Source organism: Aquimarina latercula DSM 2041, assembly GCF_000430645.1.
Lineage (GTDB): Bacteria > Bacteroidota > Bacteroidia > Flavobacteriales > Flavobacteriaceae > Aquimarina > Aquimarina latercula.
The window spans coordinates 25741-41263 of the sequence record NZ_KE387186.1 but is presented as its reverse complement, the minus strand read 5'-3'; the positions used below and the strand labels follow the sequence as shown (position 1 = coordinate 41263).

Annotated in this window: 14 protein-coding genes and 1 other RNA gene; 7 read left to right on the top strand and 8 right to left on the bottom strand. The window is 29.4% G+C overall.

Annotated features, from left to right (window positions below; translation table 11 throughout):
- Positions 1–23 precede the first annotated feature (23 nt).
- A complete protein-coding gene (locus H526_RS0124805; RefSeq protein WP_027395422.1) occupies positions 24–1232 on the bottom strand; it encodes an NAD(P)-dependent oxidoreductase in 1209 nt (402 codons plus the stop codon).
- Positions 1233–1374: 142 nt separating this feature from the next.
- Between H526_RS0124805 and ssrA the strand changes: the two genes are divergently transcribed.
- Positions 1375–1772: a transfer-messenger RNA gene (gene ssrA, locus H526_RS31570) on the top strand.
- Positions 1773–1864: 92 nt separating this feature from the next.
- Here ssrA and H526_RS0124800 read toward each other — a convergent pair.
- The 5 genes from H526_RS0124800 to H526_RS0124780 form a co-directional block, all read right to left on the bottom strand.
- On the bottom strand, positions 1865–2074 hold the full coding sequence (locus tag H526_RS0124800; protein WP_027395421.1) for a hypothetical protein: 210 nt from the start codon (positions 2072–2074) through the stop codon (positions 1865–1867).
- A gap of 557 nt (positions 2075–2631) precedes the next feature.
- Complete coding sequence (locus H526_RS0124795) at positions 2632–4467, bottom strand: metallophosphoesterase (protein ID WP_027395420.1); 1836 nt, start codon at positions 4465–4467, stop codon at positions 2632–2634.
- Positions 4460–5476, bottom strand: a complete 1017-nt coding sequence (locus H526_RS0124790) for a hypothetical protein (RefSeq protein ID WP_027395419.1) — start codon at positions 5474–5476, stop codon at positions 4460–4462. Before H526_RS0124790 ends, H526_RS0124795 begins: the two co-directional genes overlap by 8 nt.
- 2 nt (positions 5477–5478) lie before the next feature.
- The gene (locus H526_RS0124785; RefSeq protein WP_027395418.1) at positions 5479–6699 is read right to left on the bottom strand and encodes a hypothetical protein; all 1221 of its coding nucleotides are present in this window, start codon (positions 6697–6699) and stop codon (positions 5479–5481) included.
- A 231-nt stretch (positions 6700–6930) separates the two neighbouring features.
- Complete coding sequence (locus H526_RS0124780) at positions 6931–8181, bottom strand: ImmA/IrrE family metallo-endopeptidase (protein WP_027395417.1); 1251 nt, start codon at positions 8179–8181, stop codon at positions 6931–6933.
- A 264-nt stretch (positions 8182–8445) separates the two neighbouring features.
- On the opposite strand from H526_RS0124780, the gene tssD reads away from it, so the two are divergent.
- The 3 genes from tssD to H526_RS0124765 are packed head-to-tail and all read left to right on the top strand — an operon-like array spanning position 8446 to position 10936.
- Positions 8446–9135 carry a type VI secretion system tube protein TssD gene (gene tssD, locus H526_RS31265; protein ID WP_051336347.1) on the top strand — a complete coding sequence of 230 codons (690 nt, stop codon included), beginning with the start codon at positions 8446–8448 and terminating at the stop codon, positions 9133–9135.
- On the top strand, positions 9135–10475 hold the full coding sequence (locus tag H526_RS0124770; protein ID WP_027395416.1) for a hypothetical protein: 1341 nt from the start codon (positions 9135–9137) through the stop codon (positions 10473–10475). Before tssD ends, H526_RS0124770 begins: the two co-directional genes overlap by 1 nt.
- An 8-nt stretch (positions 10476–10483) precedes the next feature.
- The gene (locus H526_RS0124765; protein WP_027395415.1) at positions 10484–10936 is read left to right on the top strand and encodes a hypothetical protein; all 453 of its coding nucleotides are present in this window, start codon (positions 10484–10486) and stop codon (positions 10934–10936) included.
- 43 nt (positions 10937–10979) lie between these two features.
- Here H526_RS0124765 and H526_RS0124760 read toward each other — a convergent pair whose 3' ends face one another.
- A complete protein-coding gene (locus H526_RS0124760; RefSeq protein WP_155839782.1) occupies positions 10980–11894 on the bottom strand; it encodes a protein rep in 915 nt (304 codons plus the stop codon).
- A 95-nt stretch (positions 11895–11989) separates the two neighbouring features.
- Between H526_RS0124760 and H526_RS0124755 the strand changes: the two genes are divergently transcribed.
- Both H526_RS0124755 and H526_RS0124750 read left to right on the top strand, forming a co-directional pair.
- Positions 11990–13024, top strand: a complete 1035-nt coding sequence (locus tag H526_RS0124755) for a reprolysin-like metallopeptidase (RefSeq protein ID WP_027395413.1) — start codon at positions 11990–11992, stop codon at positions 13022–13024.
- Positions 13014–13628, top strand: coding sequence for a hypothetical protein (locus H526_RS0124750; protein WP_027395412.1), 615 nt, complete (start codon positions 13014–13016; stop codon positions 13626–13628). The genes H526_RS0124755 and H526_RS0124750 overlap by 11 nt, the downstream gene beginning before the upstream one ends.
- Positions 13629–13732: 104 nt before the next feature.
- Here H526_RS0124750 and H526_RS0124745 read toward each other — a convergent pair whose 3' ends face one another.
- On the bottom strand, positions 13733–14089 hold the full coding sequence (locus H526_RS0124745; RefSeq protein ID WP_027395411.1) for a T9SS type A sorting domain-containing protein: 357 nt from the start codon (positions 14087–14089) through the stop codon (positions 13733–13735).
- Positions 14090–14816: 727 nt separating this feature from the next.
- Between H526_RS0124745 and H526_RS31260 the strand changes: the two genes are divergently transcribed.
- Positions 14817–15476 (top strand): response regulator transcription factor, encoded by a 660-nt coding sequence (locus H526_RS31260; protein WP_027395410.1) that lies wholly within the window; start codon positions 14817–14819, stop codon positions 15474–15476.
- Positions 15477–15523: the final 47 nt, after the last annotated feature.

Here is a 15523-nt window from a genome sequence, read left to right as displayed (position 1 = left end):
TCGTATAATTTGCGTTATATAAACTATTCTTTTCCATCAACATAATCCTGTAAGTAACTATACCGATCAGTAAGCTTACCAGATTGGGTCATTCTCGCTCTTTCTAATACTCCATCAATATCATTATTAAAAAAAGCAGGTATTACGTGCTCCATAAACATCGTTCCAAAACCTTCACTCGCATCTTTTGGCAACTCGCAAGGTAAATTATCCACTGCCATTACCACAATAGCTTTTGGATCTTTAAAATCTACTTCTTCTTCTCTATTAGGATGATATCCATAAATCGGATCTGCTATGGTAGATGATCTTATCGTTGTAGCGACGGGTCCATCGATATCACAAGAAATATCAGCAACGACCTTAATTTTAAAATCTTTGGATTTTGCATCCTCTCTAGTATAAATATAAGGTGCGCCATCACCAAAAAAATGACCTGCCATATACACATCACTTACTTTGGCAAATCTCATAAAGTCGCTATCATACTCCTCTGGATTATCATAAAAATCCTTTTTATCTAATAACTGACCGTCTTTTCGTTTGTTATAATCCAATACATCAATCTGGGTATATACAGCTTCATCAAATTCTGTATTTAGATATTCATCTACAGAAACTTCTTTGATTCGCATTGCGTCTAAAATCTCTTTAGCTCCACTCCCTACTTTACCATTTCCTGTAAGAACAATTTTGATATTTGGTAGATTAATTTTGGACAACTCTGCTTCTAGAGCTTTTTGATCTGGTAAAGTTTCTGCTTTCGGAAGCGTAAAACTTTCGTTTTTTAGTCCAAACGCTCTAAAACCATTATACGCACCTACAATACCTGCATATCTTCCAAAACCTATTAGTCTCCACCCTTTTTGATTTACAATAACCTCATGATCATATAATTCTATATTCTTATCTAAAATCGCTTTTAGCAATTTTCTATTATAAGGTTGCTTTTTTATCGTATGTGAAAAGAAAAAGTATTTTTTATTCGGAATTAATGCTTCAATCGGAACTTCTTTTACACCTAATAGCACCTCGCAATCAGATATGTCATTAGTTATTTCTACACCTACATTTCTATACGCAGCATCATCAAAAATTCTAATATCAGAGCTTTCTACCATAAAAGATGCCTCAGGAAATTTAGACATGGTGTCACTAAGTCCCTTTGGAGAAAAGACTACCCGACGATCTGGCGGGTTTTTACGCTCTTTAATTATTCCGAATGTAGTCATATAGGTTTGGTATGTATTTTGTTTATTTAAAAGCGCGGCTAAGATATGACAAATATGATTATCTTTGCCAACCATTTTGGTATTCTAACTAGGGTAATTTATGTCAAATTAACTTTAAATGAATACCAATTACATAAATATCGGGGTCGACTGGTTTTGACAGCGAGATTAATAGAGTGGTAAGCACGTCGAGCGCTGAGATACAGCTCGTAAATATCATATTTCACCTTTTTTAAACGGCGAGAATAACTACGCCCTAGCTGCATAATCCGAATTATAGTAGGATAGTGCCTCGGTCTACTAGGTAGACAAGCAGGATACTCTTCAGAAGCCTTGGTTTATGGCGTTTGGTTTTGAGTATCGTAAAAATAAACCTAGAAACTATAGGATCTTGATATAGTTTCGAAATCAATTGAGAATAAGGGGTGCGTTGGCGGTTTTTGGCCGGCAATCCCACGAAAATCTAAACAAAAACTAAGCGTGTAGAAAGCTATTGTATTACTTGTTTGGACGAGGGTTCGAATCCCTCCGACTCCACACTTAATAAAATAAACCCTTGATTATCAGGGGTTTATTTTTTAAAGGGAATGAAAAAGGGAATTAGCAACAAACATTTACTTAGTGTTCGATAATCATTTCGATAGTTTTATTTCACGATTGAGCTTATATATAAAATACTCTTTCATTTCTGGATCAGTAAAAAAGGTAAGACGGATTTTTTTAGCCTCATTTCTATCAACTATTTCTGTATGTACGTGTAATTCTTTAAAATTAATTACAAAATCATTGATAACAGCTGATAATTCCTGAGAAAACTCAAGGGAATATTTAATTTCGTTCATTTACAATCATTAATTTTAGTTGGTTATTTATTTCAAGATTTAATTAAACCAAAACAGTCTAAAAAACAGCAATAACTTTTTAAAAAAATCAGTACACTGATTATCAAATTCACCCTAATATACTTATGTTTAAAAACATTTTTGACTATTAATATTAAAAATTAATAAACTAATATTTCCCCAAATATTTTAAATGTATTTTATCTTTTTCTTTACTTATTTTATCCCTCTTTATTTAGCTGATATAGGTAAAATATTTACACTCTTTTAATTTTTGATTAAGTATTTTTATTTCGCTGTTGACCTTTAGGAAAGATTAAAGTAAAATTATAAACTATTATTTAAAGGTCTTCAAGACATTTACTTAACGTTACAGACCTCTCCCATCCCACTTTACTTAAATTCTTTTCCTGTTTAAGCACAAAAAAGGTTTTTTAATTTTATTATTTGTCTTTTTCTTGGAAAATGTCAAATTTAAAAATTTGGCGAGTTTCTAAACATGCCTTTTCTTTTGGTTGAGCGACTGACCAGCTATATATATAGTTTTGGGTATAGGCTTATTCTAAATATTTTGATTCATCATAAAATAAATTAACGCATCCTAATCCATCTTTGACAATTAAGCATGTTTCCCTAAAATCAGCACCATAAGGGCATTTTTCTACTTTTAAACTTTTAACAGTATAAAATTCAATATTGTTAACTTCTTCGTCATTGTCAAAATCATAATTAGGTAGGTTTTTTACAAAATCGAAATTTAATATATTATTATTTAATTTGGATTCACCTGTATAGAAAAGAGAAATTACATATACTTTATTTACATTTTCAAAAAAAGTATTTAATGTTTTTCTTTTCTTTAATAATTTTCTAATTGTTCGACCGTCATTTACAACATCAGTGATTATTAAAACATTTTTAAATTTTTTAGCAGAATTGTCATAATTCAACTCATTTTCATAATGGTGATGTTCATCGTGTCTATATGAATAGGGTAAAAAAGCATAAGGCTTATTAAATTTAATTGTTGCCTTAGAAGAAATTATATTTCCTTCATATCCAAGACCAATAATTAGGTCAATTTTTTTTTCTAATTGTTTTTTTTCTATTACGTCTATAATTGCGTTTTTGGTAAAACTTAAATCTTCATTATTTTCAATAAGTTTCGAGGTGTCAATCCAATTGTGAGCTCTAGAAGTTTCGCTCCAATGAAAGTGACCAGAATGAAATAGATTTAATTCTTTTACTTTATCATATAAAACCTCGGTATATTCAGAATTATAATATACATCAACATCTGAGTTTGAAATTTCAATTTCTTGTTTTTTTGAATTCTCTAAAGGTGATTCTTCTTTTTGAGACAAATCAACTAAATCAATTACTTCATCTTCTAAGACAGGAGGTTTAGCAACAGATATTTCAAACTTTTCTTGTTGTTTTGCTCCTGTGTTACTTCTTTTATCCCAATAATATGGATCATCATTACCACCAACTTTTTGTAACCCATAAATATGATTTACTAAAATGACATTATCAGCATCATTATTTTCCAATTCATATATTTTAAAAGCACTATCATCCTTTTTAGAAGATAATGTCCCTGAGTCCGATATTGTTATAGAATCTCCAGCTATTTTTTTACAACCACTAGTATGTTCGTTTCCTGAAAAAATAAATTTAATATTGTTCGATTCCAAGGCTGTAGTAAATGCTAATCTATTTTCTGTATTCCATTGGCCAGAGTTTTTGTTTTCGTAAAGAGAAGTAATGTTATGATGACAGCAAATCACATTTTTTAATTCGGAATCTTTTGTTGTTTCTTTTAACTCAAGTTTAAATTTCTCTACATCTATTTTGCCTTCTGTATTTTCTATATCTACATAATAAGATGAGTTTACACCTAGCAACAAAAATCTGTTTTCAATTTCCAAAGTATCGAATATGACTTTATTTGGATCGAATTTTTTACCCAAGATTGCTTCATAGAATGCTGAAAAGTTCTTAAATTTCTCAACGTTTACTTCTTCTTTGTTATAAGTTTCCTTGGAGTATATTAAATTTTCAATATCCTTTCTGTTAATATCATGATCGCCCGGAATTAAAAGAACACATTCTTTTTTAATCTTCAGTTCAGTGATTATATTTTCTAAATATGTTTTTGCATAATTAAATTCAAGTTCAGCACCACAATCTGTAATATCTCCAGTTACTAATAAATATATGTTTTTAGAACTGAATTCTTGTTTCACCTTTTGTATAAATTTATCAATATATTGTAGAGAAAGTCCCTCTTTGGAAGCTCTCAAAAAGGAATCTGAATTCACACGTTCTTCTTTAAGTTTTTTGTCAAGAGATACGTGAAAATCGGAAATATGTAGAATTATACTATCCATTAAGCTTTTTTAAGTTTGTATATATGTAATAATTTAACTCAACATTGTTTTTATCTGTAATAGAAAATACTGAGATAGTTCTATCTATCGAATCTAAATCTAAATCTTCCCTCGTTAGTGTTTCAATTTTAGCTAGAGATACATTTCCTAAATATTTACCTCCAGAAAATTCTATTAAGTTTTTAGTTATTTTGACTTCAGTACCTAAACAAACTAAATCAGAAACAACAATATATTTTTTGTTTTCGTAATTATGTTTTTCAAGTTTATTGTAGAGCTTATTTATTGGACCAATTTTATCGAAAACAAGAATATCTAGTTTCAATAGTTTAGATAACACCGAAACAATGAACGTACTTGTAAGACTTTGACCAACTAGAATTGGCTCGTCTTTGAGATTAGATTCCCAATTTTTTTTGATTTTTATTGCTAATCTATATAATGCGTAATAAATAAATGGAGTTTCAAAACTGATGAACTTTTTTAAATCTATAAATGAATGTAAGTAAACAAATGAAGATGCATGCGGTTTATTATATTCATCAATATATTTTATTAATCGTTTTTTAAACTCATAGTAAAAAATATTTCCACTTTCTATATTTATTTGGTATAAATCGGATTCTTGTTCAGAGAAAAAATAAAATATGGTGTACTCATCATCAGTAAGTTTGTTCTTTGAATTTTCAATTGTATTTAATGCTAAAGGTTTAATTAGCTTTTCTGATATATTCATTAAAACTAATTTGTATCCTAAGTCTCTAATTTCAATTATTTTATCAATTATATTTGATTGGACATTTTGAATGTTTTTAAAATCAAGAACTAAATTATTAGATTGAGCTGATGATTGTTTTAAGAAGTTAAAAAGTCTGTTTACTGTTTCAAATTGTAAACTTAAAATGTAAATACCTTGATTATCATCATTTAAATAATTAGATGAAATCACTTCTTCAGCATGTAGATTTATGTAGCTGTAATTCGGAGTTTCTATTAGTGATACTATCATAATTAAGCAGTTGGTATTTCTACTTCAATGTGAACCCCTTTAAATCTTACATTATAAAATCTAATAGAAGAATATTTGAAATCGTTGTTATACTTATTACATAGGTTATAATAAAATTTCACAAAGAACTCTAGAATATCATTTTTAATGGAAATCATTTCTCCATTATATCTTTCATCGTCTATTTTGTTTATTGCAATATTTTTGTGCAAATCAAACAAAGTATTTCTGAGAGAACTTAATTCTTTCAGCTCATCTCTCATTCTATTAGAGATAATAATTTGAGCATTATTTGAATGTAATCTGAAGTATCCGTTAGAGTTTAAAACAACAGAAGTCATTAAGTCAAATAAACCTCTTCTGTCTTTTAAAGAAGAGAAAAATAATGTTTCCATGATGTAGTTTAAATTATTTAAAACTTTATCATTGACTTGTAAAATTTTAATAGCATCAAGTTTATTTTTTAATTCTAAGGGTTTGTAAATAGAATTTTCTTCTTTGGTTTTTAAAGATTCTTCAAAACCAATACCGTTATCTGAAATTGAAAATTTAGTAGAAAATTTATTAACAAACATCAATGCAAAAGTGTTTGATTTTGAGTGCAAAACACCGTTAGTAATTAATTCAGAAAGTATTTCAATATAAAAATCAGATTTTAAAGATGTATTTATATTGTCAAATAATAATTCTTGAAAATGTTCCCTAACTATATAAGTGTATTCAGAAATAAGGTAGTCTCTTTTTTCATCCTCATTCTCGAATTCTTTAAGTTTCTCAAATAGATTATTGTCATTTAATGAATAGCACCTAACTCTATGCTCTGGTCTTGGATTTCTCTTGTTGAAATCACCCAAAAATCTTTTATCGTAATGTAATATATTTCTTCCGTATGGAAAATATGGATTTGTGTTATCGCCTGATATATTGAAGAAATCACTACTCATTAAAAACTTTAAGACGTCTTTTGTCGCCTGATTATTATATAATGATAATTCTATTGGTTTTTTGTAAAACTTACTTAGTTGTTCAATCAAGCTTAATAATAATGGAATAGTAATTGGGTCTATACTATAATTAGATTCATGAACTAGATTATCGCCATGTTCAACAAATTCAAAATCAATGTTATCATTTTCTTTTATGTAAAGTGCTACTTCTTTTAAAAAAGAAGTGTAAAATTTGAAAGTAGTTAAGTTTTCATTATTCTTTAAAATACTTATCATTTTATCTTTATAAAGTTTTTAGCTTAAACCTAACGTTTAATATTATGACAAGTAGGGTAGAAAACAAGTGATTATTTTCGGTTTAGCCACAAGCCATATCTTTTGTATTTTGTTTTAATTTTCTTTTTTCATACCTAATCAAAAGATTTGGTCACTTCGCTAATTGATAATAACTTTTTGGTTAAAGACTAATAGCCTTATTTGCTATATATAGTGTTCTGTAACTCTTTTTTACGCAAAGTATTCGGATTTCCATTGGTTTATTAACTCTCCGATACTTTTTGTACTTGTGTTGTCGGTTATCATATTCAACTCTTTTAATCGGTACATTATACTTGTTTTTGAAACGCTAAAATGATTTGCTAACCTCTCGATAATTTTCCTAAACTTCTTTTGGTTTGAATATATATCATCAAAATCTAAATTTTGTTTTAGACCTTGATATTGCCAAACTTTTGCAATTATTGATGATTTAGGCAATAACAATGATGCTGAAAAATAGTTTGCTTGCCACTCAACCCAATGCCTAGGATTTTCAAGACGATTCTTTCCGATTGTAAAGTCATATTTCGAGTCAGAAAATGAATTCATTAATTCTTGATTGATTCGAAGTTTTTGATGTAATAAAAAATGTCCAAATTCGTGAGCAATTATAAAGAGCTCTCTTGGTGTGTTTATAAGTTTTTTACTCACTCCAATAATTTTTTTATCAATATCGCAAGTGCCTAAATACTTGTTTTCTTCAGGGTTAAAATATTCGATTACAATGTCATATTCGGCTTTTAAATATTTGCTCAAATCATCTACACTTAAACCATAACCTTTAATCAAATATGACACATCAAAATTATCAAGCTCATTTATGGTGATTGCGTTAATATCTTCCTTTGATAGTAAATCAATTCCATAGCTTATTTCGGTTTCCTGTTTAACTAAACAACTCAATAACTGTTTGTCAACAACTTTAGCCAATGAAATAACTCCTTCGTCAAGAAATTCATTATTCATAGTGTTTTCAACTATTGGAATTATATTATTCTCTTCATTGTTTCTTTTGTAGAGTATAATCTTAAAGTTGTCTACGGATTCCCCTTCAATAACCATCATTCCTTTCGCTGTTGCATAATCAAATGCACCTTTTTGTAAAGGTGAACTAGATATAATAATAGCTTTGGCGTTTATTCCACTCGTTTCTTCAATATCCGCGTAGAATTTTTTCACTTCATTTATTGGAACTCGATGATTGTAGTTTTTACATTCTATGAAGTAAATCATTGAGTATTGGTCTGCATCTGGAGGCCAAATCTCAATTGTTAAATCAAACTCTACATCTCCTGATCCTCTTAAATTTGATGGATACTTCTTTTTAGAGAAAACTCTTGCGTATTCTTTCATTATTCCGATAAGTCCGTCATTCAGAATTTTTTCGATTACCCTAACCGCTTTATTTTCTAAAATGTCTCCTTTCTCGGTAGTATTCATTGATTTTATTTAGCTTAAAAATGTTGCACAACCAACAAGTATAGCAACAAAAAGCACCATACACCTTCTGTATAAAGTATATAGTTGTTTTCCTGAATCCTTTTATCTTGAAACGAAAATAAGAAAATATTTCAAATAGACTATTTTTTCCCCATTATAAATTCACAAAATTCTCATTCCTAAAAACAATAAATAAAAGGTTTTACCGTATACATACATCATAGATATACTTTTATATTTGTACTTTTTTATACATAGGCATATATGAGTTTTACTGCAAAACTGCTCTTTGATGATAAAGAGATAAACATTCTTGATTTTTCTTATACTTTTAGTCAAGAGAGTGATTATAATGGAAACCCGTCTTCTAAACCTCAATTTTTAGGTTTATCACTAATTATAGAAGCTACAAAAGATGCTGATTTACTAGAATGGATGACGGATCCTTTTATGTCTAAGCAACTAAAAATCCGTTTAGAACCAAGAGCTTTAAATGGTAAAGGAAGAACTCTCAATTTTATTGATTCTTGTTGTGTAAATTATGTAGAACAATTTACTAGTGATAGTGAGAATCCAATGACCATTAATCTAAATATTACCTCAGCAGGAATGAAAGAAGGTACTGCGGAGTTCTCAGAGTATTGGAGGGTTACATATCCTAATACTGCTCCAGTAGCTGATAGTGAAACATCTGACAATGAACCTAGAATTGTAGAATATTACATTACAGATACTAACAATAAGAGAATTGAGGAAACGATAGTAGGTGAAAACATTCTATTAAATATTGATTCCAGAAACTTAATCGGTGAGAAATTGACGATTAACCTGGATAACCAAACGGTAGATTTTAAATATAATGGAGATATATTAGTTAACGATACTTTAACTGACTATGAAATAGGCAGTAACCTTGAAAAAATAGAGTTAGAAGTAATTAAGCAGCAAAACTAATGGGTACAAATACTTTTAAATTACAAGTCGCAGGGATTACTAAAACCGCAAGTGTTGAAGTTGTAGAGGATATTTTATTCTCGGTTCAATTCGAACGCAAAAGAGATTATAAAGGTGAGTTTGGTTTTGATTGGATGCGAGATAATTATCAAACAGTATCGCAAAATTATGAGGAACTAAAAAAAGAATATAAAGAAACTAAAATTAACAATCAAGAATACTTTGTTCCGTATTTAAGTATGTTTCCTAATCAAGAGGGAGTTATACTAAATTTAAAGTTAGATATTCTTGAAGGAAAAGCCCGAAAGGATGATGTGATTAAGTTACCAACCATAGACGGTATAAAATTTGATCCTGATGAGGTATCAATAAAAGATTTAGTAAAAGAACAGAAAGCTTTGGAAAAAGAGAAAGCAAAAGGTTTTGATGGAGATGTTTCATCGATAGATAGAACCGAAATTAAAGTAATTTGCGAGAATGCTTTAAGTCAAGATGTAAGTATTGAATTACTGGATAAAAACGATAGTCCTGTTGGTGAAATTATTGTGGTAAAGAATGATGAGGTCTTTGATGTAGATGTCAAATTTGTTATAGTTAATAGTGATGAAACAAGATCTTTAAATTATTTGAAGAAAAAATTTAATCGAAGTATATCAGATATTGAAACTCACTTAGAAAATAACTCATTAAATCAAGCTCTTATAAAGCCAAATATCATCGAAAAGGAATTTGATAATCTGGAGTTTATCAATTTAAATGATTTACCGGATGAGATGTTTAATTCTAATAGAACTAAAATAAATAGTAAAGGTAGAGACGAATTAAAGGAAAGATGTAATTTAGGTGATAATTTTAAAGGTTTAGTCGTTTTTTATTTAGGAGTAGAACACGTAGATAGTAAAGCAGGAGATGCGCAAAGTTTACCGTTAAATGATCAATTTGTTTATTTATACCTAAGTTCAGCATTAGAAACTGATCTATCACATGAAATAGGTCACGCATTAGGTTTACAACATACATTTGTAGAAAGTTCAGATTATGTAACTAGGATGAATAATAGTAAACAGTTTTATCAAGATCAATTAGATAAGAATAGTGGATATTTAAATGATTCGAGATATAATCAAACACAAGTGAGTGATAATATTGAAAAGCTAAATAATAGAATGACTAAAATTGACAATAACATTCGAGATTATAAAAAAGTGGAAGAAAACAATAGATTTAAATTCGAACAGTCAAAAACTACTAATCTTATGGATTACGAAAATAACCATAAAGATTTTTTCCATTGGCAATGGAAGATTATGCAGAAGGAAGTAATAAAATATTATAACTAGAATCAGATATGAAAACATTATTTTATTTATTCATAACGTTCTTATTACTAAACTCGTGCAAAACAAAAACTACAATCGATCCACCGCCTATAATAGAAGCTGAGGAAGTAATAAAAATTGAGGATAGTTACAAACCTATTGGAAATGATTTCATTTATGGCAAGGTGATTCATAATGATTCTACAACAACGGATTTAGTAGCTATTAAATTAAATATTAATGATTCTGTTTGTGTTAATTCGTACGGGAATTTCGATGGAGATTTTTCCTTCAGATATGATAAAAATATGATCAACGAAAGTAGTAATCTTGAATTTGTGTTCCGTGATTATGCGATAAAAAGAATTTCTTTTGTTGATTTCTTAAAAAACAAAACAGTTGAACTAGATAAAAATGGTGACTTAGTGAAATACGATCAATATAGAACCTTCTATGAAGCTATAAGAGCCTGTACAAGATAAATTTATAGACACCTTAAACCAACCAGCAGCGTTGTAATAAATTTTAGCTAATTGAATTATTAATATTATTCGTCAGCAGAGCTGATAAATGTGATGGCATCTCATACCCGCTTAAAAGCTCTCCTGTAGCCTTATTTTCCCAATCAGAAGTCTTTGGGTTATACTCCCATTCACTGTAGTTACTAAGCAACTTGGCAGAGAATTTTTGCTTTATTGTTTTCTTGGTCGAGCTAAAACCAAATCGATCAAAAATACGCTTACCTTTCATTGCGGTTAGTATTGTATCTAAAGCTTTGATATAGATTTGTGCGGTACTGGATTCTTTCTTTCTTTTCTTTAAATCCGGTTCTGTAAATATTTTACTACCGTATTTTATAATTTCAACTAATCCGTTCTCTAAATCAGTAACTTTCTGAATATTCTGCCCTTTTCTATTAGCATATTTTGGTGTCCATAATTGCAGCCATTCCTCCAACAAAACCTCAGCAGTATATTTGTCCTTAGTGATTATATGGAAGTGCGGATTATATGTTTTCTTTTTGGGATTGAAATTGCATTCTAAGGAGCGTACTCCTATTAATTTTTTTCCGTCTCCCCTACTAAATCTTTTCCTATGTTTACCCGTTATTCTTTGAAAACCTTGTGTAAACTTTTTTATATATCTAGGCAAATTATATGCGTTACATGATTTCACCGTTAGAGTTAGAAAATATGGTTCTTTCCATTCTCTCATTACTGGATAATATTTATTGATCATCTCAGCCTTTCGAATACTACAACACAAAGTACAAAAGCGATTTTTACAATACTTGCCGTATAATCTCCCGTCCGCTGTAATAATGTTTTGTTGACAATAGTAAGTGTTCCAATAAGATTTCTCCAATTCTGGCTCTCCATTTTCCTGAGCCACCTCTATTAAGCGTAACATCATTATTTGCGTGATGGTTTTTCGTTTCACTCTGCCTTTTAACGCCTCTTTTTTGTTGAGGTCAGAACCTTCTCCATTAACAATAATGCTATTCTGTCCCGTTTTGTTTGTCCTACTTTCTGCTAATGTATCAAGATAATGTTATCCTAAACTTTAAACTAGATGTTTCAAAAGTTACTAGAGTTGAGGTAAAAGTTATTTGTGAAAATCCATTAAGTCAAGATACAAGTATTGAGCTATTGGATAAGAATGATAATCCTGTAGGTGAAATCATTGTTGTAAAAAATGATGAGGTTAACACAGTAAAGATTAAATTTATAAAAGTTATGAGCAATGAACCTGGTAACACTTACAATAAAAGAACATTTGGTCAAATGCCGAATGGATGGGTTAAGAGTACGATTCAGAAGTTCAATACTAAATATTTCAATCAATCATTAATAAAGGCTGAAAATGATGGATTAGAAGAAATGATTATCGATGTAGAATCTTATGAAAATAAAGGAGTACTTGAGGCATTGGTAACAAATGGAGTTAAAGGTATCCCTAGATATAACAATGGTTTTGATAGAGAGTTATACAAAGAATATGTGCAAAATAATGGAGAATACGGAGGTGTCATATTCTTTTTAAGTGCATTTCAGCAAAAGGATGGAAGAGAAGGACACGCAAAATTATACCCAACTGAATTAAATTATATTTTAATGACTCCCGGCTCTGTAGGAAGTGAAAATGTTAACTCATTTGCTCACGAATTAGGACATACATTAGGATTGGATCATACTTGGGCTACTAAAGAAGAAAACACAAAACGATTGGAGACGATTGAGAAAACATTGTTAAAGCAAAAAACGTATCTTGAGAAATATAAAACTTATCCAGATAGCACGCCTGTTAAAGGAAGTACTAAAACATTAAAAGATGTGAGGGAAAGAAAAAACAATTATATCAAAGAGCTAGAAAGCGAAAAAGCTTCAAGATTAACGTTTATTCCTAAACACCCATTTAATAAAGCTACAACAGAAAATGTAATGGATTATAATGGTTATGATGTCCCAGGGGGAGAAACTATTCATAATCCTAATTCAGAGGGAATTAGTTTTTGGAAATGGCAATGGGATATTATGACTAATGAAGTAAAACAGTATCATGGAGGATAGATTTATAAAAAATATTGTCTTAGTAGTTTTTGTTTTAAATAACCTACTGGTCTTTTCTCAGAACTTTAAAGGTTATGAGTATATGGAACTAGCGGGTTATGAATATGAGGAGTTTACTAAGAATGGAAATACCAATAAGATGGATGGTAATTTTAGTATTACCACTAGAAGTAAAAAAGGAGACATCATTACAATTGAAATAAAACGCTTTGATAAGGGTGAAAAAACAGGAGAATGGATCACTTATCGTAATTTATTTGGAGGGCTAAAATTAAGTTTTGTAGCAAATTACAAGGATAATGTTTTGGAAGGTTACTATTTTGAATCCGACAACCATACTTTTTCAAAAAAAGGGTTTTATAAGAAAGGTAAAAAACATGGCTATTGGGAACATAGTGAAAATGACACACACGAAAATATCAACTATAAAAATGGGTTGAAATGTGGTTCTTATTCTAGTGAAGATAATATGTCAGGTATTCAGGTTAAAGGACAATATAAAAAGGATAAAAAAGACGGTACTTGGGTCATAAAGGACACTACTATTGAAGAAGTAACTAAAGAATTCTATAAAAATGGAAAACTAATCTCATCAAAAGAATAAAGATGAGGTATACAAGATCAATATCCGGTTATATGGTTGTAAATATTACATCATTAACCGAAACGTTATGAAAAATATTATTTATTAAAGAGAAAGCCGCTGCTTTACTTTATGTCAACATCATCTTGTCCTTTATAGAATCTTTTTACTGCAGTATGATTTCCTACATATATTCTAATCACATAGGTACCTTCTAATAAACCAGAGATATCAACTTCTCTATCTACATGAAGCTTTTTCTGAATTCTAATAAAACCAGAATCATCTATCACCTTGATTAACATAGGTTCTCTTACATCGGATATAATCGTAATGGACCGTTGGACTGTCGTAGATTCGAGTTTAAAAGAAAATGTAGTATCGTTAATAGTTTCCAATCTATTGCTTACTAAATAATCATCACTGGCATTACCAGAGATACAAGCAATTAAAAACAGTAGGGTAAGTAGTTTATTTCTCATATCTTATTTTCTTATTAAGATACAGATTTACAATAACTTAAACCGTTAACTATTTTATAAAAAATCTAAAAACCTGGTTTTTTAGAAAAGTTTATGTTTTGTTTAAAATATTCCGAATAGTACAACCTATGGTAATCTAGATAAAGAAATTAGGAATTAAATTAATAACAAGAAATATCAACAACAAAATAGAACTATTCTACACCATAAAGTTTGATTACAGGCATTTCTACCAATAAAATACAAGTAAAAAGTAATCAAAATCAATACATTCATCTATTTTTGAGTAAATATAGATGACTAGAACCGGTACGTAAAAACTTACAAATCTAAGCGGTAATGCTAAAAATTTGTTTTAACTAAAACCTACAGGAATACTAGGGTATTTGCTTTTGGAGATTGAATTAACACACTATCATTGTATTAATTAGGTATGTTATATCAACTCTTGTCTTTAGCTAAAAAACATATCATTATATCGAAAAGAAAGCTATCTCTCCTAAATCAATTAAAATATCAATTAACTTTATGAGGCTAACACAAAACCTCAAACTCATGAATATTACGAACCGCTACACTGCATATTTGCACTACCCGTATTTATTGGAAGATCATCAACCTAAGTAGCTTTTTTACAACAAACATAATACCCTAATTTCTCTCAATAATACATTCCACCCACCGAACCAGAATTATTATTGACATTTCATAACAAATCCCTAAGACTATGAAAATATATAGCGTTGTTGTGGCCTATGATGATCCTCTAAAAAGGTTAGGTATCAAAGCCATGCTAGAAGCCCCAAAAGACATGAAATTTAATTTATATGAAGATATAAGTGATTTAGAAAACTTACGAAAAGTCATTGTTGATACCCAACCTGATTTTATTGTTATTGATGCTACTCTAAATTCTAATGATTCTGGAATTGAATTAGCAAAATATACTAAACGACACGCTTCTAAGACCAAGATTGTTATCATGACATTTACCTTAGAAGAGTGGTTGATAAAAGAATTAAAAAACTTAGAGATAAAGTGGATTCTATATAAGGCTGATACTGTAGAAAATCTGACTAAATGTGCTGGGCGAGCTATCCAAAACAAACCTTATGTAAGTAAACGATTTAGAGAATCTTGGTTTAAAGAAAAAGCAAATCCTATTCCCGAAGTTTCTGATAAATCATATCACCAATTATCTAAAACAGAAATCAAAATATTAAATCAAGTAGCATTAGGCAAGACCAATAAAGAAATTGCATTTGATCTATTTAAAAGCGAAAAAACTATCAAAAATCATCGCCAAAATATTTGCAAAAAGCTACAGATTGCAGGTAGTAATGCTCTTTTTAAATATACCATGAAATTAAAAGATGTGTATCATTAGGTTGTTAAAGCGCAATAATCTTCAGTAAAAAATTGAGTACTTGTGCC